This window comes from Pseudomonas sp. ABa2, from assembly GCF_056676075.1.
The window spans coordinates 647,701-668,249 of record NZ_CM155239.1; the positions used below are offsets into that span (position 1 = coordinate 647,701).

Annotated in this window: 22 protein-coding genes; all 22 read left to right on the forward strand. The window is 60.1% G+C overall.

What is annotated here, in order from left to right; translation table 11 throughout:
• The first annotated feature begins 113 nt into the window (after positions 1-113).
• The 22 genes from rplJ (at position 114) to rplE (ending at position 20,540) form a co-directional block, all read left to right on the forward strand.
• Positions 114-614 (forward strand): 50S ribosomal protein L10, encoded by a 501-nt coding sequence (gene rplJ, locus AC1G9C_RS03080; RefSeq protein ID WP_021445869.1) that lies wholly within the window; start codon positions 114-116, stop codon positions 612-614.
• A gap of 81 nt (positions 615-695) precedes the next feature.
• Positions 696-1,064: a 50S ribosomal protein L7/L12 gene (gene rplL / locus AC1G9C_RS03085; protein ID WP_021445870.1), complete on the forward strand. Its 369-nt coding sequence runs from the start codon at positions 696-698 to the stop codon at positions 1,062-1,064.
• A gap of 222 nt (positions 1,065-1,286) precedes the next feature.
• Positions 1,287-5,360 carry a DNA-directed RNA polymerase subunit beta gene (rpoB, locus tag AC1G9C_RS03090; protein ID WP_480409424.1) on the forward strand — a complete coding sequence of 1,358 codons (4,074 nt, stop codon included), beginning with the start codon at positions 1,287-1,289 and terminating at the stop codon, positions 5,358-5,360.
• 61 nt (positions 5,361-5,421) lie between these two features.
• Positions 5,422-9,621: a DNA-directed RNA polymerase subunit beta' gene (rpoC, locus tag AC1G9C_RS03095; protein ID WP_021445872.1), complete on the forward strand. Its 4,200-nt coding sequence runs from the start codon at positions 5,422-5,424 to the stop codon at positions 9,619-9,621.
• A gap of 157 nt (positions 9,622-9,778) precedes the next feature.
• A complete protein-coding gene (gene rpsL, locus AC1G9C_RS03100; protein WP_003463319.1) occupies positions 9,779-10,150 on the forward strand; it encodes a 30S ribosomal protein S12 in 372 nt (123 codons plus the stop codon).
• 103 nt (positions 10,151-10,253) lie between these two features.
• Positions 10,254-10,724, forward strand: coding sequence for a 30S ribosomal protein S7 (gene rpsG, locus AC1G9C_RS03105; protein WP_021445873.1), 471 nt, complete (start codon positions 10,254-10,256; stop codon positions 10,722-10,724).
• A 30-nt stretch (positions 10,725-10,754) separates the two neighbouring features.
• The gene (gene fusA, locus AC1G9C_RS03110; RefSeq protein WP_480409425.1) at positions 10,755-12,884 is read left to right on the forward strand and encodes an elongation factor G; all 2,130 of its coding nucleotides are present in this window, start codon (positions 10,755-10,757) and stop codon (positions 12,882-12,884) included.
• A 30-nt stretch (positions 12,885-12,914) separates the two neighbouring features.
• Complete coding sequence (gene tuf, locus AC1G9C_RS03115) at positions 12,915-14,108, forward strand: elongation factor Tu (protein WP_397497818.1); 1,194 nt, start codon at positions 12,915-12,917, stop codon at positions 14,106-14,108.
• A gap of 156 nt (positions 14,109-14,264) precedes the next feature.
• Positions 14,265-14,576 (forward strand): 30S ribosomal protein S10, encoded by a 312-nt coding sequence (gene rpsJ / locus AC1G9C_RS03120; RefSeq protein WP_003243886.1) that lies wholly within the window; start codon positions 14,265-14,267, stop codon positions 14,574-14,576.
• Between the two features lie 83 nt (positions 14,577-14,659).
• The gene (gene rplC / locus AC1G9C_RS03125; RefSeq protein ID WP_122108897.1) at positions 14,660-15,289 is read left to right on the forward strand and encodes a 50S ribosomal protein L3; all 630 of its coding nucleotides are present in this window, start codon (positions 14,660-14,662) and stop codon (positions 15,287-15,289) included.
• A 14-nt stretch (positions 15,290-15,303) separates the two neighbouring features.
• The gene (gene rplD / locus AC1G9C_RS03130; RefSeq protein ID WP_021444332.1) at positions 15,304-15,906 is read left to right on the forward strand and encodes a 50S ribosomal protein L4; all 603 of its coding nucleotides are present in this window, start codon (positions 15,304-15,306) and stop codon (positions 15,904-15,906) included.
• Positions 15,903-16,202: a 50S ribosomal protein L23 gene (gene rplW, locus AC1G9C_RS03135; protein ID WP_021444331.1), complete on the forward strand. Its 300-nt coding sequence runs from the start codon at positions 15,903-15,905 to the stop codon at positions 16,200-16,202. Before rplD ends, rplW begins: the two co-directional genes overlap by 4 nt.
• A 14-nt stretch (positions 16,203-16,216) precedes the next feature.
• Complete coding sequence (gene rplB / locus AC1G9C_RS03140) at positions 16,217-17,041, forward strand: 50S ribosomal protein L2 (protein WP_021444330.1); 825 nt, start codon at positions 16,217-16,219, stop codon at positions 17,039-17,041.
• A 16-nt stretch (positions 17,042-17,057) separates the two neighbouring features.
• Complete coding sequence (rpsS, locus tag AC1G9C_RS03145) at positions 17,058-17,333, forward strand: 30S ribosomal protein S19 (RefSeq protein ID WP_031303186.1); 276 nt, start codon at positions 17,058-17,060, stop codon at positions 17,331-17,333.
• An 11-nt stretch (positions 17,334-17,344) separates the two neighbouring features.
• Positions 17,345-17,677 carry a 50S ribosomal protein L22 gene (gene rplV / locus AC1G9C_RS03150; RefSeq protein ID WP_003103908.1) on the forward strand — a complete coding sequence of 111 codons (333 nt, stop codon included), beginning with the start codon at positions 17,345-17,347 and terminating at the stop codon, positions 17,675-17,677.
• A 13-nt stretch (positions 17,678-17,690) separates the two neighbouring features.
• Positions 17,691-18,377, forward strand: a complete 687-nt coding sequence (gene rpsC, locus AC1G9C_RS03155; RefSeq protein WP_021444327.1) for a 30S ribosomal protein S3 — start codon at positions 17,691-17,693, stop codon at positions 18,375-18,377.
• A 12-nt stretch (positions 18,378-18,389) separates the two neighbouring features.
• The gene (gene rplP, locus AC1G9C_RS03160) at positions 18,390-18,803 is read left to right on the forward strand and encodes a 50S ribosomal protein L16 (RefSeq protein ID WP_003243901.1); all 414 of its coding nucleotides are present in this window, start codon (positions 18,390-18,392) and stop codon (positions 18,801-18,803) included.
• Positions 18,803-18,994: a 50S ribosomal protein L29 gene (gene rpmC, locus AC1G9C_RS03165; protein ID WP_003463299.1), complete on the forward strand. Its 192-nt coding sequence runs from the start codon at positions 18,803-18,805 to the stop codon at positions 18,992-18,994. The genes rplP and rpmC overlap by 1 nt, the downstream gene beginning before the upstream one ends.
• A 2-nt stretch (positions 18,995-18,996) precedes the next feature.
• Positions 18,997-19,263, forward strand: a complete 267-nt coding sequence (rpsQ, locus tag AC1G9C_RS03170; protein ID WP_031303185.1) for a 30S ribosomal protein S17 — start codon at positions 18,997-18,999, stop codon at positions 19,261-19,263.
• 23 nt (positions 19,264-19,286) lie between these two features.
• A complete protein-coding gene (gene rplN, locus AC1G9C_RS03175) occupies positions 19,287-19,655 on the forward strand; it encodes a 50S ribosomal protein L14 (RefSeq protein ID WP_003243907.1) in 369 nt (122 codons plus the stop codon).
• An 11-nt stretch (positions 19,656-19,666) separates the two neighbouring features.
• A complete protein-coding gene (gene rplX / locus AC1G9C_RS03180; RefSeq protein WP_003243909.1) occupies positions 19,667-19,981 on the forward strand; it encodes a 50S ribosomal protein L24 in 315 nt (104 codons plus the stop codon).
• 19 nt (positions 19,982-20,000) lie between these two features.
• Positions 20,001-20,540 carry a 50S ribosomal protein L5 gene (rplE, locus tag AC1G9C_RS03185; protein WP_003243911.1) on the forward strand — a complete coding sequence of 180 codons (540 nt, stop codon included), beginning with the start codon at positions 20,001-20,003 and terminating at the stop codon, positions 20,538-20,540.
• Positions 20,541-20,549 lie beyond the last annotated feature (9 nt).

Genomic DNA, 20,549 nt, shown 5'->3' on the forward strand with positions numbered 1-20,549 from the left:
TGGAGCGATCCGCGGTCGCCTACGCAGATGGTGCTCCCGATTCTTACCGAATCAGACACCAAAACGCCGTCCGGCTCGTGCTGGACGAAACGGTAACATCCAGGAGTAAACCCGTGGCAATTAAACTCGAAGACAAGAAGGCCATCGTCGCTGAAGTCAACGAGGCTGCCAAAGCCGGTCTGTCCGCTGTCGTGGCTGATGCCCGTGGCGTGACCGTCGGCGCAATGACCGGACTCCGTAAAGAGGCCCGTGCGGCTGGTGTGTACGTGAAAGTCGTACGTAACACCCTGCTGCGCCGCGCCGTTGAAGGCACTCAGTTTGACGTGCTCAACGACGTGTTCAAAGGCCCGACCCTGATCGCGTTCTCCAACGAACATCCGGGCGCTGCTGCCCGTATCTTCAAGGAGTTCGCCAAGGGTCAGGACAAGTTCGAGATCAAGGCAGCTGCGTTCGAGGGCCAGTTCCTCGCAGCCAATCAGATCGACGTGCTGGCTACCCTGCCGACCTACAACGAAGCTATTGCCCAGCTGATGAGCGTGATGCAAGGCGCCACCAGCAAGTTCGTTCGTACTCTGGCAGCTGTTCGCGACCAGAAAGAAGGCGCTGCCGCCTGATCCAGGCGCATCACCCTTTCTACGTTATTTGTTTAATTCGATGGCCGCGAAGGCTGTCACCCCAATACAGGAATTAGAGTCATGGCTCTGACCAACGAAGACATCATCAACGCCGTTTCCGAAATGTCCGTGATGCAGGTTGTTGAACTGATCAAGGCAATGGAAGAGAAGTTCGGCGTTACCGCCGCTGCCGCTGTTGCTGCCGGCCCGGCCGCTGCTGCCGCTGCTGTTGAAGAACAAACCGAGTTCAACGTCGTTCTGGCCGAAGCCGGCGAGAAGAAAGTGAACGTGATCAAGGCTGTTCGCGAGCTGACCGGTCTGGGTCTGAAGGAAGCCAAGGAGAAGGTCGACACCGCTCCTCAGGTTATCGCTGAAGGCCTGAGCAAAGAAGCTGCCGAAGACGCCAAGAAGAAGCTGGAAGAAGCTGGCGCCAAGGTCGAACTCAAGTAAGTTCGCACCTTGCGTCTACAGCCCGAGCGACTCGCACAAGGCTGATGGCTGGTGGCTTTTGCCACCGGCCTTTTTCCGTTCTAGGTCGGCTGTTCGTCAGTCGGCCTGGAGCCGGAAAGATCCCGCCCCTCGAGGCGGCCGCAAACCGAGGGTTTGCACGATTTTCTGGTCATCGCCGCCGGCGCTGGCCAAATAAGCAGGTGACCAAGCTGGGGAACGCTGATGGCTTACTCATACACTGAGAAAAAACGTATCCGCAAGGACTTTAGCAAGTTGCCGGATGTCATGGATGTGCCTTACCTCCTGGCCATCCAGCTGGATTCGTACCGCGAATTCCTGCAGCAAGGAGTGAGCAAGGAACAGTTCCGCGACATCGGCCTGCACGCGGCCTTCAAATCCGTATTCCCGATCATCAGCTATTCCGGCAACGCCGCTCTGGAATACGTCGGCTATCGCCTGGGCGAGCCGGCGTTCGACGTCAAGGAGTGCGTCCTGCGTGGCGTGACCTTCGCCGTGCCGCTGCGCGTGAAAGTGCGCCTGATCATTTTCGACAAAGAATCGTCGAACAAAGCGATCAAGGACATCAAAGAGCAGGAAGTGTACATGGGCGAGATTCCGCTCATGACCGAGAACGGTACCTTCGTCATCAACGGTACCGAGCGCGTGATCGTTTCCCAGCTGCACCGCTCCCCGGGCGTGTTCTTCGACCACGACCGTGGCAAGACCCACAGCTCCGGTAAGCTGCTGTACTCCGCTCGCATCATTCCTTACCGCGGTTCCTGGCTGGACTTCGAGTTCGACCCGAAGGACGCGGTGTTCGTGCGTATCGACCGTCGCCGCAAGCTACCGGCGTCCGTCCTGCTGCGCGCGCTCGGCTACAGCACCGAAGAGGTGCTGGATGCCTTCTACGACACCAACGTGTTCCACGTTAAGGGCGAGAACCTGAGCCTGGAGCTGGTGCCGCAGCGTCTGCGCGGTGAAGTCGCGGTCCTCGATATCAAGGACGGCAGCGGCAAGGTGATCGTGGAGCAGGGCCGTCGTATCACTGCCCGCCACATCAACCAGCTGGACAAGGCTGGCATCAAAGAGCTGGAAGTTCCGCTCGATTACGTCATTGGCCGCACCACCGCCAAGGCCATCGTGCACCCGGCTACCGGCGAGATCATCGCCGAGTGCAACACTGAGCTGACCGCCGACCTGCTGGTTAAGATGGCCAAGGCGCAGGTGGTGCGTTTCGAGACCCTGTACACCAACGACATCGATTGCGGTCCGTTCATCAGCGACACGCTGAAGATCGACAGCACCACCAATCAGTTGGAAGCGCTGGTCGAGATCTATCGCATGATGCGTCCCGGCGAGCCGCCGACCAAGGACGCTGCCGAGACCCTGTTCAACAACCTGTTCTTTAGCGCCGAGCGTTACGACCTGTCCGCCGTCGGCCGCATGAAGTTCAACCGTCGTATCGGGCGTACCGAGATCGAAGGTTCGGGCGTGCTGAGCAAGGAAGACATCGTTGCCGTACTGAAGACCCTGGTCGACATCCGTAATGGCAAGGGTATCGTCGACGACATCGACCACCTGGGTAACCGTCGCGTGCGTTGCGTCGGTGAGATGGCCGAGAACCAGTTCCGCGTTGGCCTGGTGCGCGTCGAGCGCGCGGTCAAGGAACGCCTGTCGATGGCCGAAAGCGAAGGCCTGATGCCGCAGGACCTGATCAACGCCAAGCCGGTCGCGGCGGCGGTGAAGGAGTTCTTCGGTTCCAGCCAGCTCTCGCAGTTCATGGACCAGAACAACCCGCTCTCCGAGATCACCCACAAGCGCCGCGTCTCCGCACTCGGCCCGGGCGGTCTGACCCGCGAGCGCGCCGGCTTCGAAGTGCGCGACGTACACCCGACCCACTACGGTCGCGTGTGCCCGATCGAAACCCCTGAAGGTCCGAACATCGGTCTGATCAACTCGCTGGCCGCCTACGCCCGCACCAACCAGTACGGCTTCCTCGAGAGTCCGTACCGCGTGGTCAAGGCCGGTCTGGTCACCGACGAGATCGTGTTCCTGTCCGCCATCGAAGAGGCCGATCACGTGATCGCCCAGGCCTCGGCGACCATGAACGACAAGGGCGTGCTGGTCGACGAGCTGGTGGCCGTGCGTCACCTCAACGAGTTCACCGTCAAGGCGCCGGAAGACGTCACCCTGATGGACGTGTCGCCGAAGCAGGTCGTTTCCGTCGCTGCCTCGCTGATTCCGTTCCTCGAGCACGACGACGCCAACCGTGCACTGATGGGCTCGAACATGCAGCGTCAGGCCGTGCCGACCCTGCGTGCCGACAAGCCGCTGGTCGGTACCGGCATGGAGCGCAACGTCGCCCGTGACTCCGGCGTCTGCGTCGTGGCCCGTCGTGGCGGGGTGATCGACTCGGTCGATGCCAGCCGTATCGTGGTGCGGGTCAACGATGACGAAGTCGAAACCGGTGAAGCCGGTGTCGACATCTACAACCTGACCAAGTACACCCGCTCCAACCAGAACACCTGCATCAACCAGCGTCCGCTGGTGAGCAAGGGTGACAAGGTGGCGCGCAGCGACATCATGGCCGACGGCCCGTCCACCGACATGGGTGAACTGGCGCTGGGTCAGAACATGCGCGTGGCGTTCATGCCGTGGAACGGCTTCAACTTCGAAGACTCCATCTGCCTGTCCGAGCGTGTGGTCCAGGAAGACCGCTTCACCACCATCCACATCCAGGAACTGACCTGTGTGGCGCGCGACACCAAGCTCGGCCCAGAGGAAATCTCCTCGGACATCCCGAACGTCGGTGAAGCTGCACTGAACAAGCTGGACGAGGCCGGTATCGTCTACGTCGGTGCCGAAGTCGGCCCGGGCGACATCCTGGTCGGTAAGGTCACCCCGAAAGGCGAGACCCAGCTGACGCCGGAAGAGAAGCTGCTGCGCGCGATCTTCGGTGAGAAGGCCAGCGACGTGAAGGACACCTCCCTGCGTGTGCCGACCGGCACCAAGGGCACCGTCATCGACGTGCAGGTCTTCACCCGCGACGGCGTGGAGCGCGACTCGCGCGCCCTGTCGATCGAGAAGATGCAGCTCGACGAGATCCGCAAGGACCTCAACGAAGAGTTCCGCATCGTCGAAGGCGCCACCTTCGAGCGTCTGCGCTCCGCCCTGGTCGGCGCCATCGCCGAAGGCGGCGCCGGCCTGAAGAAGGGCACCGCGATCACCGACGAGTTCCTCGACGGCCTCGAGCGTGGCCAGTGGTTCAAGCTGCGCATGGCTGACGACGCCCTGAACGAGCAGTTGGAGAAGGCCCAGGCCTACATCTCCGACCGCCGTCAGCTGCTCGACGACAAGTTCGAAGACAAGAAGCGCAAGCTGCAGCAGGGCGACGACCTGGCGCCGGGCGTGCTGAAGATCGTCAAGGTCTACCTGGCCATCCGCCGCCGCATCCAGCCGGGCGACAAGATGGCCGGTCGTCACGGTAACAAGGGTGTGGTCTCGGTGATCATGCCGGTCGAAGACATGCCGCACGACGCCAATGGCACCCCGGTCGACATCGTCCTCAACCCGCTGGGCGTACCTTCGCGTATGAACGTCGGTCAGATCCTCGAAACCCACCTGGGCCTCGCGGCCAAGGGCCTGGGTGAGAAGATCAACCGCATGCTCGAAGAGCAGCGCAAGATCGCCGAACTGCGCAAGTTCCTGCAGGAGATCTACAACGAGATCGGCGGTCGTCAGGAAAACCTCGACGAGCTGTCCGATAGCGAAATCCTCGAGCTGGCGAAGAACCTCAAAGGCGGTGTGCCGATGGCCACCCCGGTGTTCGACGGCGCCAAGGAAAGCGAGATCAAGGCCATGCTGAAGCTGGCCGACCTGCCGGAAAGCGGCCAGATGCGCCTGTTCGACGGTCGCACCGGCAACCAGTTCGAGCGCCCGACCACCGTCGGCTACATGTACATGCTCAAACTGAACCACCTGGTGGACGACAAGATGCACGCCCGTTCCACTGGTTCCTACAGCCTGGTTACCCAGCAGCCGCTGGGTGGTAAGGCGCAGTTCGGTGGTCAGCGCTTCGGGGAGATGGAGGTCTGGGCGCTGGAAGCCTACGGCGCCGCCTACACCCTGCAGGAAATGCTGACCGTGAAGTCGGACGACGTGAACGGCCGTACCAAGATGTACAAGAACATCGTGGATGGCGATCACCGTATGGAGCCGGGCATGCCCGAGTCCTTCAACGTGCTGATCAAAGAGATCCGTTCGCTCGGCATCGACATCGATCTGGAAACCGAATAACACGTGACGCGACGGGAGTGGGGCGGTTAGCCCACTCCCTGCTCCGCCAGGAGGAAAGGCCTTGAAAGACCTACTGAATCTGCTGAAAAACCAGGGTCAGATCGAAGAGTTCGACGCCATCCGTATCGGATTGGCCTCGCCCGAGATGATCCGTTCGTGGTCGTTCGGTGAAGTAAAAAAACCGGAAACCATCAACTACCGTACGTTCAAGCCTGAGCGTGACGGCCTGTTCTGCGCCAAGATCTTTGGCCCGGTCAAGGATTACGAGTGCCTGTGCGGCAAGTACAAGCGCTTGAAGCATCGCGGCGTGATCTGCGAGAAGTGCGGCGTGGAAGTGGCCCTGGCCAAGGTTCGTCGTGAGCGCATGGCGCACATCGAACTGGCCTCGCCGGTCGCCCACATCTGGTTCCTCAAGTCGCTGCCGAGCCGTATCGGCCTGCTGATGGACATGACCCTGCGTGACATCGAGCGCGTGCTCTATTTCGAGAGCTACGTGGTGATCGATCCGGGCATGACCACCCTCGAGAAGGGCCAGCTGCTGAACGACGAGCAGTACTTCGAAGCCCTCGAAGAGTTCGGTGACGACTTCGACGCGCGTATGGGCGCCGAGGCCGTGCGCGAGCTGCTGCACGCCATCGACCTGGATCACGAGATCGGCCGCCTGCGCGAAGAGATTCCGCAGACCAACTCCGAGACCAAGATCAAGAAGCTGTCCAAGCGCTTGAAGCTGATGGAAGCCTTCAAGGACTCCGGCAACCTGCCGGAGTGGATGGTGCTGACCGTTCTGCCGGTGCTGCCGCCGGATCTGCGCCCGCTGGTACCGCTGGACGGTGGCCGCTTCGCGACCTCCGACCTGAACGACCTGTACCGCCGCGTGATCAACCGTAACAACCGTCTCAAGCGCCTGCTCGACCTGTCGGCGCCAGACATCATCGTGCGCAACGAAAAGCGCATGCTGCAGGAAGCGGTCGACGCCCTGCTCGACAACGGCCGTCGCGGTCGCGCCATCACTGGCTCGAACAAGCGTCCGCTGAAGTCGCTGGCCGACATGATCAAAGGTAAGCAAGGTCGCTTCCGTCAGAACCTGCTCGGTAAGCGCGTGGACTACTCCGGTCGTTCGGTTATTACCGTCGGCCCGACCCTGCGTCTGCACCAGTGCGGTCTGCCGAAGAAGATGGCCCTGGAACTGTTCAAGCCGTTCATTTTCGGCAAGCTGGAAATGCGTGGTCTGGCGACCACCATCAAGGCGGCCAAGAAGATGGTCGAGCGCGAGCTGCCGGAAGTGTGGGACGTGCTCGCTGAAGTGATCCGCGAACACCCCGTCCTGCTCAACCGTGCCCCGACCCTGCACCGTCTGGGTATCCAGGCGTTCGAGCCGGTCCTGATCGAAGGTAAAGCCATCCAGCTGCACCCGCTGGTCTGCGCCGCGTACAACGCCGACTTCGACGGTGACCAGATGGCCGTTCACGTGCCGCTGACCCTGGAAGCCCAGCTCGAAGCACGCGCGCTGATGATGTCGACCAACAACATCCTCTCGCCCGCCAACGGCGAGCCGATCATCGTGCCGTCGCAGGACGTGGTACTGGGTCTGTACTACATGACCCGTGAGGCGGTGAACGCCAAGGGCGAGGGTCGCGTGTTCGCCGACCTGCAGGAAGTCGACCGCGTGTTCCGCGCCGGCGAAGCGTCCCTGCACGCCCGCGTGAAAGTGCGCATCAACGAGACCATCAAGGAAAAGGACGGCTCGATCACCAAGAACACCCGCATCGTCGACACCACCGTCGGCCGCGCGCTGCTGTTCCAAATCGTCCCGGCCGGCCTGTCCTATGACGTGGTCAACCAGTCGATGAAGAAGAAGGCGATCTCCAAGCTGATCAACCAGTGCTATCGCACCGTGGGTCTGAAGGACACCGTGATCTTCGCCGACCAGCTGATGTACACCGGTTTCGCCTACTCGACCATCTCCGGTGTGTCGATCGGCGTGAACGACTTCGTCATCCCGGACGAGAAGGCGCGCATCATCGACGCCGCCACCGAGGAAGTGAAGGAAATCGAGTCGCAGTACGCCTCCGGCCTGGTCACCCAGGGCGAGAAGTACAACAAGGTGATCGACCTCTGGTCGAAGGCCAACGACGAAGTCTCCAAGGCGATGATGGCCAACCTCTCGAAAGAGCCGGTGGTCGATCGCGAAGGCAAGACCGTCGAGCAGGAGTCGTTCAACTCCATGTACATGATGGCGGACTCCGGTGCGCGTGGTAGCGCCGCCCAGATCCGTCAGCTGGCCGGTATGCGTGGCCTGATGGCCAAGCCGGACGGCTCCATCATCGAAACGCCGATCACCGCGAACTTCCGCGAAGGTCTGTCGGTTCTGCAGTACTTCATCTCCACCCACGGTGCGCGTAAGGGTCTGGCGGATACCGCACTGAAGACCGCGAACTCCGGTTACCTGACCCGTCGTCTGGTCGACGTGGCCCAGGACCTGGTGGTGACCGAGATCGATTGCGGCACCGAACACGGCCTGCTGATGACCCCGCACATCGAAGGCGGCGACGTGGTCGAGCCGCTGGGCGAGCGCGTACTGGGTCGAGTGATCGCCAAGGACGTGTTCAAGCCGGGCACCGAGGACGTCATCGTGCCGGCCGGCACCCTGATCGACGAGCAGTGGGTCGAGTTCATCGAGCTCAACAGCGTCGACGAAGTGGTGGTGCGTTCGCCGATCACCTGCGAAACCCGCTACGGCATCTGCGCCAAGTGCTACGGTCGCGACCTGGCTCGCGGTCACCAGGTCAACATCGGTGAAGCGGTCGGCGTGATCGCCGCCCAGTCCATCGGTGAGCCGGGTACCCAGCTGACCATGCGTACCTTCCACATCGGTGGTGCGGCCAGCCGGACTTCGGCGGCCGACAGCGTCCAGGTGAAGAACGGCGGTGCGATTCGTCTGCACAACCTCAAGCACGTCGAGCGTCTCGACGGTAACCTGGTCGCGGTGTCGCGTTCCGGCGAGCTGGCGATTGCCGACGAGTTCGGTCGCGAGCGCGAGCGCTACAAGCTGCCCTACGGTGCGGTGATTTCGGTGAAGGAAGGCGACAAGGTCGACGCTGGCGCCATCGTCGCCAAGTGGGACCCGCACACCCACCCGATCGTGACCGAAATGAAGGGTACCGTGACCTTCGTCGGCATGGAGGAGGGCATCACCATCAAGCGCCAGACCGACGAACTGACCGGTCTGACCAACATCGAAGTGCTCGATCCGAAGGATCGTCCGGCCGCCGGCAAGGACATTCGTCCGGCCATCAAGCTGGTCGACGCCAATGGCAAGGAGCTGCTGCTGCCGGGTACCGACGTTCCCGCCCAGTACTTCCTGCCGGCCAACGCCCTGGTCGGCGTGGCCGACGGTGCGCAGATCGCGGTCGGTGACGTTATCGCCCGTATCCCGCAGGAAACCTCGAAGACCCGCGACATCACCGGTGGTCTGCCGCGCGTTGCCGACCTGTTCGAGGCGCGTCGTCCGAAGGAAGCTTCGATCCTGGCGGAAATCAGCGGCACCATCAGCTTCGGCAAGGAGACCAAGGGCAAGCGCCGTCTGGTCATCACCCCGACCGATGGCAGCGATCCGTACGAGGAGCTGATTCCGAAGTGGCGTCACCTGAACGTGTTCGAAGGCGAACAGGTGAACAAGGGCGAAGTGATCTCCGACGGTCCGAGCGATCCGCACGACATCCTGCGTCTGCTGGGCGTCAGCGCGCTGGCCAAGTACATCGTCAACGAGATCCAGGACGTGTACCGCCTGCAGGGCGTGAAGATCAACGACAAGCACATCGAGACCATCCTGCGCCAGATGCTGCGCAAGGTCGAAGTGAGCGAGTCGGGCGATTCCAGCTTCATCAAGGGCGACCAGATGGAACTGACCGCGGTGCTGGGCGAGAACGAGCGCCTGGCCGAAGAGGACAAGTTCGTCGCCAAGTACACCCGCGTGCTGCTGGGTATCACCAAGGCGTCGCTGTCCACCGAGTCGTTCATCTCGGCGGCATCGTTCCAGGAAACCACCCGCGTCCTCACCGAAGCGGCGGTTACCGGCAAGCGCGACTACCTGCGCGGCCTGAAGGAAAACGTGGTCGTGGGTCGTCTGATCCCGGCCGGTACCGGTCTGGCCTATCACAGCGAGCGCAAGCGCAAGCGTGAAGCCGACAAGCCGGTACGGGTCAGCGCCAGTGAGGTGGAAGCCGCACTGACCGAAGCGCTGAACTCCAGCGGAAATTGAGTCGAGGCCCCGCCGGTTCGCCGGCGGGGCTTTGCCTTGACTGGGGCGTTGAGTCTCTTTAGACTCATGCACCCCTAAATTTGGCAGGGCGCTTGGCTCTGCCATCTTTATTTGTGTGTAGCTAAATAGCGTCGAAAGACAACAGTGGAGCTAGTAGATGGCAACTATCAACCAGCTGGTACGTCAGCCGCGTAAGCGCATCGTCGAGAAATCCGACGTGCCTGCGCTGCAGAACTGCCCGCAACGTCGTGGCGTGTGCACCCGCGTGTACACCACCACGCCGAAAAAACCTAACTCGGCACTGCGTAAAGTATGCCGCGTGCGTCTGACCAACGGTTTCGAGGTTTCCTCGTACATCGGCGGTGAAGGCCACAACCTGCAAGAGCACAGCGTAGTGCTGATCCGTGGCGGTCGTGTAAAGGACCTTCCGGGTGTGCGTTACCACACCGTGCGCGGTTCGCTGGATACCTCCGGCGTCAAAGACCGTAAGCAGGGTCGTTCCAAGTACGGTACCAAGCGTCCGAAATAAGGCCGCCTGATCTTTTTATTTAGTTGAGTCGATAAGAGTAAGGTCGGGCGCGGCGAATGCCGTCAGTCCCGGGCTAACCTGAAGACCGTTTGAGGGCTTATCAATGCCAAGACGTCGTGTAGCAGCAAAGCGTGAGATCCTGGACGATCCGAAATACGGAAGCCAGATCCTCGCTAAATTCATGAACCACGTGATGGAAAGCGGCAAGAAGGCCGTGGCCGAGCGCATCGTTTACGGTGCCCTGGACACTGTCAAAGCGCGCAAGAACACCGATCCCCTGGAGATCTTCGAGAAAGCTCTCGACGCCATCGCTCCGCTGGTCGAAGTCAAGTCCCGCCGTGTCGGCGGTGCTACCTACCAGGTTCCGGTCGAAGTTCGCCCGTCCCGTCGTAACGCCCTGGCTATGCGCTGGCTGGTGGACTACGCGCGCAAGCGCGGTGAGAAGTCCATGGCTCTGCGTCTGGCTGGCGAGCTGCTGGATGCTGCTGAAGGCAAAGGCGCTGCTGTCAAGAAGCGTGAAGACGTGCACCGTATGGCCGAGGCCAACAAGGCTTTCTCGCACTACCGCTTCTAATTCCGGCTCCACTAACTTTGCGAGGGCTTTATGGCTCGTAATACAGCAATTAACCGCTACCGTAACATCGGTATCTGTGCCCACGTTGACGCGGGCAAGACCACCACTACCGAGCGGATCCTGTTCTACACGGGTCTGAGCCACAAGATGGGCGAAGTGCATGACGGCGCTGCGACCACCGACTGGATGGTGCAGGAGCAGGAGCGCGGTATCACCATTACCTCCGCTGCCGTGACCACCTTCTGGCAGGGCTCCAAGGGCCAGTACGACAAGTACCGCGTCAACGTGATCGATACCCCCGGCCACGTCGACTTCACCATCGAAGTAGAGCGTTCGCTGCGCGTGCTCGACGGTGCGGTCGTGGTGTTCTGTGGTACCTCCGGCGTTGAGCCGCAGTCCGAGACCGTATGGCGTCAGGCCAACAAGTACGGCGTTCCGCGTGTGGTTTACGTGAACAAGATGGACCGTGCCGGCGCCAACTTCCTGCGCGTCATCGGTCAGATCAAGAACCGCCTGGGTCACACCCCGGTTCCGGTCCAGCTGGCCATCGGTGCGGAAGACAACTTCGAAGGTCAGGTCGACCTGATCAAGATGAAGGCGATCTACTGGAACGAAGAAGACAAGGGTACTTCCTATCGCGAGGAAGAGATCCCGGCCGAGCTCCAGGATCTGGCTGAAGAGTGGCGTTCGAACATGATCGAAGCCGCCGCCGAAGCCAACGAAGAGCTGATGAACAAGTACCTGGAAGGCGGCGAGTTGAGCGCCGAGGAAATCAAGGCCGGTCTGCGTGCGCGCACCCTGGCTGGCGAGATCGTTCCGGCCGTTTGCGGTTCTTCCTTCAAGAACAAGGGCGTGCCCCTGGTTCTCGACGCCGTCATCGACTACCTGCCTGCTCCGACCGAAATTCCGGCAATCAAGGGCATCCACCCGGATGTCATCGACAAGCCGAAGGACGAGCTGACCGACGCCGATTACGACGAGCGTCATGCCGACGATGCCGAGCCGTTCTCGGCGCTGGCGTTCAAGATCGCCACTGACCCGTTCGTCGGTACCCTGACCTTCGTTCGCGTCTACTCGGGCGTTCTGACCTCCGGCGACTCCGTGATCAACTCGGTCAAGGGCAAGAAAGAGCGCGTTGGTCGTATGGTGCAGATGCACGCCAACCAGCGTGACGAGATCAAGGAAGTGCGCGCTGGCGACATCGCGGCCCTGATCGGCATGAAGGACGTCACCACCGGTGACACCCTGTGCGACCTCGACAAGCAGATCATCCTCGAGCGTATGGACTTCCCGGAGCCGGTAATCTCGGTTGCCGTAGAGCCGAAGACCAAGGCTGACCAGGAGAAGATGGGTATCGCACTGGGCAAGCTGGCCCAGGAAGACCCGTCGTTCCGCGTCAAGACCGACGAAGAAACCGGCCAGACCATCATCTCTGGCATGGGCGAGCTGCACCTGGACATCCTCGTCGACCGTATGCGTCGCGAGTTCAACGTCGAGGCGAACATCGGCAAGCCGCAGGTTTCCTACCGCGAAAAAATCACCAAGAGCTGCGAGATCGAAGGCAAGTTCGTTCGCCAGTCCGGTGGTCGTGGCCAGTTCGGCCACTGCTGGATCCGCTTTGCCCCGGCTGACGAGGGTCAAGAGGGTCTGGAGTTCCACAACGAAGTTGTGGGTGGTGTGGTTCCGAAGGAATACATCCCGGCGATCCAGAAGGGTATCGAAGAGCAGATGAAGAACGGCGTCGTCGCCGGCTATCCGCTGATCGGCCTGAAGGCGACCGTATTCGATGGTTCCTACCACGACGTCGACTCCAACGAGATGGCGTTCAAGGTGGCGGCTTCCATGGCGACCAAGCAGCTCGCTCAGAAGGGCGGCGGTGTTGTGCTTGAGCCGATCATGAAGGTTGAAGTTGTAACGCCTGAGGACTACATGGGTGACGTGATGGGTGACCTGAACCGTCGTCGTGGTCTGATCCAGGGTATGGAAGATTCGGTATCGGGCAAAGTGATCCGTGCCGAGGTTCCGCTGGGCGAGATGTTCGGTTATGCGACCGACGTCCGTTCCATGTCCCAGGGTCGCGCGAGCTACTCCATGGAATTCTCCAAGTACTCCGAAGCTCCGGCGAACATCGTCGAAGCACTGGTTAAAAAACAAGGCTAATCCAGCCCTTTAGGCAAGAGGTTCACTGTCGTGGCTAAAGAAAAATTTGAACGTAACAAACCGCACGTCAACGTCGGCACCATCGGTCACGTTGACCACGGTAAAACCACTCTGACCGCTGCTCTGACCCGTGTGTGCTCCGAGGTTTTCGGTTCCGCTCGCGTTGATTTCGACAAGATCGACAGCGCCCCGGAAGAAAAGGCTCGTGGTATCACCATCAACACTGCGCACGTCGAGTACGACTCCAACATTCGTCACTATGCGCACGTTGACTGCCCGGGCCACGCCGACTACGTGAAGAACATGATCACCGGTGCTGCCCAGATGGACGGCGCGATCCTGGTCTGCTCGGCTGCCGACGGCCCCATGCCGCAAACCCGCGAGCACATCCTGCTGTCCCGTCAGGTTGGCGTACCCTACATCGTCGTGTTCCTGAACAAGGCGGACATGGTCGACGACGCCGAGCTGCTGGAGCTGGTGGAAATGGAAGTGCGCGACCTGCTCAGCACTTACGATTTCCCGGGCGACGACACCCCGATCATCATCGGTTCCGCGCTGATGGCGCTGAACGGTCAGGACGACAACGAGCTGGGCACCACTGCCGTCAAGAAGCTGGTTGAGACTCTGGATACCTACATCCCTGAGCCGGTGCGTGCCATCGACCGTCCGTTCCTGATGCCGATCGAAGACGTGTTCTCGATCTCCGGCCGCGGTACCGTGGTAACCGGTCGTGTCGAGCGCGGTATCGTCAAGATCCAGGAAGAAATCGAAATCGTCGGTCTGCGTCCGACCACCAAGACCACCTGCACCGGCGTGGAAATGTTCCGCAAGCTGCTGGACGAAGGTCGTGCTGGCGAGAACTGCGGCGTGCTGCTGCGCGGCACCAAGCGTGATGAAGTCGAGCGTGGCCAGGTTCTGGCCAAGCCGGGCACCATCAAGCCGCACACCAAGTTCGAAGCTGAAGTGTACGTGCTGTCCAAGGAAGAAGGTGGTCGTCACACCCCGTTCTTCAAGGGCTACCGTCCGCAGTTCTACTTCCGTACCACCGACGTGACCGGTTCGTGCGAACTGCCGGAAGGCGTTGAGATGGTAATGCCGGGCGACAACATCAAGATGGTTGTCACCCTGATCAAGCCGATCGCCATGGAAGACGGCCTGCGCTTCGCGATCCGCGAAGGCGGTCGTACCGTCGGCGCCGGCGTGGTTGCCAAGATCGTCGAGTAATCGACTGATCCGTTAAAGAGAAAAGGGCCCTTCGGGGCCCTTTTCTTTTGAACTGGTTAAAAGTTGACACCCCCTAGGGCCATCCGTACAATTGCGCCTCCTTTCGGCGGGCGTAGTCCGTCCGCAGGGATTAGCAGCTTGGAATCTGAGGTCAAAATGCAAAACCAACAAATCCGTATTCGGTTGAAGGCTTTTGACCATCGCCTGATCGATCAATCTACCCAGGAAATCGTGGAAACCGCGAAACGTACTGGTGCTCAGGTGCGTGGTCCGATTCCTCTGCCTACTCGTAAGGAGCGGTACACCGTTCTGATTTCTCCGCACGTCAACAAAGACGCGCGCGATCAGTACGAAATCCGCACTCATAAGCGTGTGCTGGACATCGTTCAGCCGACGGACAAAACCGTCGACGCGCTGATGAAGCTCGACCTTGCGGCAGGCGTGGAAGTGCAGATCAGCCTCGGCTAAAACCTGGCGGTTTTAGTCGTGTAACGCTCTGAAATGGGCGGCCATAGCGGGTGAAAGCCCCGTACACTCATGAGGTTTACAACATGACTATTGGTGTAGTCGGTCGTAAGTGCGGCATGACCCGCATTTTCACCGAAGAAGGTGTCTCCATTCCGGTCACGGTCATCGAGATCGAGCCGAATCGCGTCACCCAGTTCAAAAACGAGGAGTCCGATGGCTACCGTGCAGTGCAGGTCACTGTCGGTGAGCGTCGCGCCTCGCGCGTCAGCAAGGCTCAGGCCGGTCACTTCGCCAAGGCGAACGTCGCGGCAGGTCGTACCGTTCTGGAGTTCCGTCTTGAAGAAGGCGACTACCAGGCCGGCGATCTGATCAACGCTGAAATTTTCCAAGCTGGTCAACTGGTGGATGTCACCGGTCAGTCCAAAGGTAAAGGCTTCGCCGGTACCATCAAGCGTTGGAACTTCCGCGGCCAGGACAACACTCACGGTAACTCCGTTTCTCACCGTGTGCCGGGTTCCATCGGCCAGTGCCAGACCCCGGGTCGTGTATTCAAGGGCAAAAAGATGTCCGGTCATATGGGCGCTGAGCGCGTGACCGTGCAGTCCCTGGAAGTCATTCGCGTAGACGCCGAGCGTAACTTGCTGCTGGTCAAGGGTGCCGTTCCGGGCGCTACTGGCGGCGACGTTATCGTTCGTCCGGCTGTCAAGGCGTAAGGGGAGAATCTGAGATGCAATTGAATGTAAATGGCGCTCAGGCGATCGAAGTGTCCGATGCGACCTTCGGTGGCGAGTTCAACGAGACCCTGGTTCACCAAGCAGTCGTGGCCTACATGGCCGGCGGCCGTCAGGGCACCAAAGGCCAGAAGTCCCGTTCCGACGTTTCCGGTGGCGGCAAGCGCCCGTGGCGTCAGAAGGGCACCGGTCGTGCCCGTGCCGGTACCACCCGTGGTCCGATCTGGCGTGGCGGTGGTGTGACCTTCGCAGCGTCCACTCGCAACCATGAGCAAAAGCTGAACAAGAAGATGTACCGCGCAGCTCTGCGCTCCATCCTTGCTGAGCTGGTGCGTACCGACCGTCTGGTCGTGGTCGAAGACTTCGCCGTTGATGCGCCGAAGACCAAGACCTTGTTGGCCAAGCTGAACGGCATGGGTCTGAACGATGTTCTGATCGTGTCCGATGCTGTTGATCAGAATCTGTACCTGGCTGCCCGCAACCTGCCGCACGTCGACGTTCGCGACGTTCAGGGTTCCGATCCGGTCAGCCTGATCGCGTACGAAAAGGTGCTGGTCACCGTTTCGGCCGTGAAGAAATTCGAGGAGCTGCTGGGATGAACCAGGAACGCGTATTCAAAGTGCTGCTTGGCCCGCACATCTCCGAGAAGGCCACGGTTCTGGCTGACAAGCAAGGTCAGTTCGTTTTCAAGGTCGCTACCGATGCGACCAAGCTGGAAATCAAGAAGGCCGTCGAAAGCCTGTTCAGCGTGAAGGTTGAGCGCGTCACTACCCAGAACGTTCTGGGCAAGAGCAAGCGCACCGCTCGCGGTCTGGGCAAGCGTAACGACTGGAAGAAGGCAGTTATCTCCCTTCAGCCGGGCCAAGATCTCGATTTCACCAGCAGTGCTGAGTAAGGAAGGGGTGCATCATGGCAATCGTTAAGTGCAAACCGACTTCCGCTGGCCGCCGTTTTGTGGTCAAGGTGGTCAACCAGGAGCTGCACAAAGGCGCTCCGTACGCTCCGCTGCTCGAGAAGAAGTCGAAGTCCGGCGGTCGTAACAACAACGGCCGTATCACCACGCGTCACGTTGGTGGTGGTCACAAGCAGCATTACCGTCTGGTCGACTTCCGTCGCAACGACAAGGATGGCATTCCGGCCACCGTCGAGCGCGTGGAATACGATCCGAACCGTACTGCTCACATCGCTCTGCTGAAGTATGCCGACGGTGAGCGTCGCTACATCATCGCGCCGAAGGGCGTGAGCGCTGGCGACCAGCTGGTAGCCGGCAACATGGCGCCGATCAAGCCGGGCAACAGCCTGCAGCTGCGCAACATTCCGGTGGGTTCGACCGTTCACGGTATCGAGCTGAAGCCGGGCAAAGGCGCACAGATCGCGCGTTCCGCTGGCGCTTCCGCGCAGCTGATCGCCCGTGAAGGTGCCTATGTGACTCTGCGTCTGCGCTCCGGCGAAATGCGCAAAGTCCTGGCCGAGTGCCGTGCGACCCTGGGCGAAGTCTCGAACTCCGAGCACAGCCTGCGTTCGCTGGGTAAGGCCGGTGCCAAGCGCTGGCGCGGTGTTCGTCCGACCGTTCGTGGTGTTGCCATGAACCCGGTTGATCACCCGCACGGTGGTGGTGAGGGTCGTACCTCCGGTGGTCGTCATCCGGTGTCGCCATGGGGCTTCCCGACCAAGGGCGCGAAGACCCGTGCTAACAAGCGCACCGACAACATGATCGTCCGTCGTCGCAAGTAAATAGAGGGATACGACAGTGCCACGTTCTCTGAAAAAAGGTCCTTTTATCGATCTTCACCTACTGAAGAAGGTCGAAGCGGCGGTGGAAAAGAACGATCGCAAGCCGGTTAAAACCTGGTCGCGCCGTTCCATGATCCTGCCGCAGATGGTCGGTCTGACCATCGCTGTGCATAACGGTCGTCAACATGTCCCGGTCCTCGTGAACGAAGACATGGTCGGCCACAAACTGGGCGAATTTGCCGGCACCCGTACCTATCGTGGTCACGTGGCCGACAAGAAAGCCAAGCGTTAAGGGGTAAGGAAATGGAAGTAGCCGCTAAGTTGTCGGGCGCTCGCATCTCCGCCCAGAAAGCCCGCTTGGTCGCCGACCAGATCCGCGGGAAGAAGGTGGGCGAAGCGCTCAACCTCCTGGCTTTCAGCAGCAAGAAAGCCGCCGAGATCATGAAGAAAGTGCTGGAGTCGGCCGTTGCCAACGCCGAGCACAACGAAGGCGCAGACGTCGATGACCTGAAGGTCAGCACCGTTTTCGTCAACGAAGGGCGTTCGCTTAAGCGCATCATGCCGCGTGCCAAAGGCCGTGCTGATCGCATCGTCAAGCGGTCTTGCCATATCACTGTCAAGGTTGCGGACAAGTAACGGAGTCGATCAGATGGGTCAGAAAGTACATCCCGTTGGCATCCGCCTGGGAATCGTCAAGGATCACACCTCGGTCTGGTACGCAGATGGTCGCAATTACGCCGACTACCTGAACGCCGACCTGAAGGTTCGTGCATACCTGCAAGACAAACTAAAAAGCGCGTCCGTAAGCCGTATCGACATCGCTCGTCCGGCACAAACCGCACGCATCACCATCCACACCGCTCGCCCCGGCATCGTGATCGGCAAGAAAGGTGAAGATGTTGAGAAGCTGCGTCAGGACCTGACCAAGCAAATGGGTGTGCCGGTGCACATCAACATCGAAGAGATCCGCAAGCCGGAGCTCGACGGTATGCTGGTTGCGCAGAGCGTAGCTCAGCAGCTGGAGCGTCGCGTTATGTTCCGTCGCGCCATGAAGCGCGCTGTACAGAACGCCATGCGCATTGGTGCCAAGGGCATCAAAATCCAGGTGAGTGGTCGTCTCGGCGGCGCTGAAATCGCCCGTACCGAGTGGTATCGCGAAGGTCGTGTGCCGCTGCACACCCTGCGTGCCGATATCGATTACGCCACCTACGAAGCGCACACCACCTACGGTGTGATTGGTGTCAAGGTTTGGATCTTCAAAGGCGAAGTGATTGGTGGTCGCCAGGAAGAGCTGAAGCCGCAAGCACCCGCTCCTCGTAAAAAAGCTGCTAAGTAAGGGGTACGCAAAATGTTGCAACCAAAGCGTACGAAGTTCCGCAAGCAGATGACCGGCCACAACCGTGGTCTGGCTCAGCGCGGTAGCAAGGTCAGCTTCGGCGAGTTCGCGCTGAAGTCTGTCGCCCGCGGTCGTCTCACCGCCCGTCAGATCGAGTCCGCTCGTCGTGCTCTGACTCGTCACGTCAAGCGTGGCGGCAAGATCTGGATTCGCGTGTTCCCGGACAAGCCGGTTACCAAGAAGCCTCTCGAAGTGCGGATGGGTAAAGGTAAGGGTGGCGTCGAATACTGGGTAGCCCAGATCCAGCCAGGCAAGGTCCTGTACGAGATCGAAGGCGTTTCCGAAGAGCTGGCGCGTGAGGCTTTCGCCCTGGCTGCTGCAAAGCTGCCGCTCGCCACCACCTTTGTTAAGCGGACGGTGATGTGATGAAAGCGACCGAACTTCGTGAAAAAACCGCACAGCAGCTGAACGAGCAACTGCTCGGCCTGCTGCGCGACCAGTTCAATCTGCGTATGCAGAAGGCAACTGGCCAGTTGGGGCAGTCTCACCTGCTCTCGCAAGTTAAGCGCGACATCGCTCGTGTGAAAACTGTGCTCAACCAGCAGGCAGGTAAGTGATCATGGCTGAAGCCGAAAAAACAGTCCGTACGCTGACCGGCCGTGTTGTCAGCGACAAGATGGACAAGACCATCACCGTTCTGATCGAGCGTCGCGTCAAGCACCCGATCTACGGTAAATACGTCAAGCGTTCGACCAAGCTGCACGCGCACGACGAGAACAACCAGTGCCACATCGGCGACAAGGTTTCCATCCGTGAAACCCGTCCGCTGGCCAAGACCAAGTCTTGGGCCCTGGTTGAAGTCCTCGAACGCGCAGTCGAAGTCTAAGGGCTAGGGGTCGGAGAAATTTTATGATTCAGACTCAATCCATGCTCGATGTGGCTGACAACAGCGGTGCACGTCGCGTCATGTGCATCAAGGTGCTGGGCGGCTCTCATCGTCGCTACGCCGGCATCGGCGACATCATCAAGGTCACCGTCAAGGAAGCAATTCCGCGCGGCAAAGTGAAGAAAGGTCAGGTCATGACCGCAGTGGTCGTTCGTACCCGTCACGGCGTTCGCCGTGCCGATGGCTCGATCATCCGCTTCGACGGCAACGCTGCTGTTCTGCTGAACAACAAGCAGGAGCCGATCGGTACCCGTATCTTCGGGCCAGTGACCCGTGAACTGCGTTCCGAGAAGTTCATGAAGATCGTCTCGCTCGCCCCTGAAGTGCTTTAAGGAGATCCGACATGCAAAAGATTCGTCGTGACGACGAGATCATCGTGATCGCCGGCAAAGACAAAGGTAAGCGTGGCAAGGTGCTCAAGGTTCTCGCTGACGACCGTCTGGTCGTTGGCGGCATCAACCTGGTGAAGCGCCATACCAAGCCGAACCCGATGTCGGGCGTTCAAGGCGGTATCGTCGAGAAAGAAGCGCCGCTGCACGCTTCCAACGTTGCCATCTTCAACTCTGAGACCAACAAGGCTGACCGCGTTGGCTTCAAGATCGAAGACGGCAAGAAAATTCGTGTCTTCAAGTCCACCCAGAAGCCGGTTGGCGCTTGAGAATCATAGGTAAAACACCATGGCACGACTGAAAGAGATTTACCGGAAGGAAATCGCGCCCAAGCTGAAGGAAGAACTGAAGCTGGCGAACGTGATGGAAGTTCCGCGCATCACCAAGATCACCCTGAACATGGGCCTGGGCGAAGCGATCGGTGACAAGAAAGTCATCGAGAACGCGGTTGCCGACCTCGAGAAGATCACCGGTCAGAAAGTCGTCGTGACTCATGCCCGCAAATCGATCGCCGGTTTCAAGGTTCGTGAAGGTTGGCCGATTGGCGTCAAGGTCACTCTGCGTCGCGAGCGTATGTACGAGTTCCTGGATCGTCTGCTGTCCATCTCCCTGCCGCGCGTGCGTGACTTCCGCGGCCTGAATGCCAAGTCCTTCGACGGCCGCGGCAACTACAGCATGGGCGTGAAAGAGCAGATCATCTTCCCGGAAATCGATTACGACAAAATCGATGCGCTGCGTGGTCTGGACATCACCCTGACTACCACTGCCCGTAACGATGATGAAGGCCGCGCCCTGCTGCGTGCTTTCAACTTCCCGTTCCGCAACTGATCGGAGTCT

Bases quoted from the DNA above. Each gene is read 5' to 3' on its own strand.
- rplL (WP_021445870.1), top strand. From the start codon at position 696: ATGGCTCTGACCAACGAAGACATCATCAACGCCGTTTCCGAAATGTCC.
- rpoB (WP_480409424.1), top strand. From the start codon at position 1,287: ATGGCTTACTCATACACTGAGAAAAAACGTATCCGCAAGGACTTTAGC.
- rpsL (WP_003463319.1), top strand. From the start codon at position 9,779: ATGGCAACTATCAACCAGCTGGTACGTCAGCCGCGTAAGCGCATCGTC.
- rpsG (WP_021445873.1), top strand. From the start codon at position 10,254: ATGCCAAGACGTCGTGTAGCAGCAAAGCGTGAGATCCTGGACGATCCG.
- fusA (WP_480409425.1), top strand. From the start codon at position 10,755: ATGGCTCGTAATACAGCAATTAACCGCTACCGTAACATCGGTATCTGT.
- rpsJ (WP_003243886.1), top strand. From the start codon at position 14,265: ATGCAAAACCAACAAATCCGTATTCGGTTGAAGGCTTTTGACCATCGC.
- rplC (WP_122108897.1), top strand. From the start codon at position 14,660: ATGACTATTGGTGTAGTCGGTCGTAAGTGCGGCATGACCCGCATTTTC.
- rplD (WP_021444332.1), top strand. From the start codon at position 15,304: ATGCAATTGAATGTAAATGGCGCTCAGGCGATCGAAGTGTCCGATGCG.
- rplW (WP_021444331.1), top strand. From the start codon at position 15,903: ATGAACCAGGAACGCGTATTCAAAGTGCTGCTTGGCCCGCACATCTCC.
- rplB (WP_021444330.1), top strand. From the start codon at position 16,217: ATGGCAATCGTTAAGTGCAAACCGACTTCCGCTGGCCGCCGTTTTGTG.
- rplV (WP_003103908.1), top strand. From the start codon at position 17,345: ATGGAAGTAGCCGCTAAGTTGTCGGGCGCTCGCATCTCCGCCCAGAAA.
- rpsC (WP_021444327.1), top strand. From the start codon at position 17,691: ATGGGTCAGAAAGTACATCCCGTTGGCATCCGCCTGGGAATCGTCAAG.
- rplP (WP_003243901.1), top strand. From the start codon at position 18,390: ATGTTGCAACCAAAGCGTACGAAGTTCCGCAAGCAGATGACCGGCCAC.
- rpmC (WP_003463299.1), top strand. From the start codon at position 18,803: ATGAAAGCGACCGAACTTCGTGAAAAAACCGCACAGCAGCTGAACGAG.
- rpsQ (WP_031303185.1), top strand. From the start codon at position 18,997: ATGGCTGAAGCCGAAAAAACAGTCCGTACGCTGACCGGCCGTGTTGTC.
- rplN (WP_003243907.1), top strand. From the start codon at position 19,287: ATGATTCAGACTCAATCCATGCTCGATGTGGCTGACAACAGCGGTGCA.
- rplX (WP_003243909.1), top strand. From the start codon at position 19,667: ATGCAAAAGATTCGTCGTGACGACGAGATCATCGTGATCGCCGGCAAA.
- rplE (WP_003243911.1), top strand. From the start codon at position 20,001: ATGGCACGACTGAAAGAGATTTACCGGAAGGAAATCGCGCCCAAGCTG.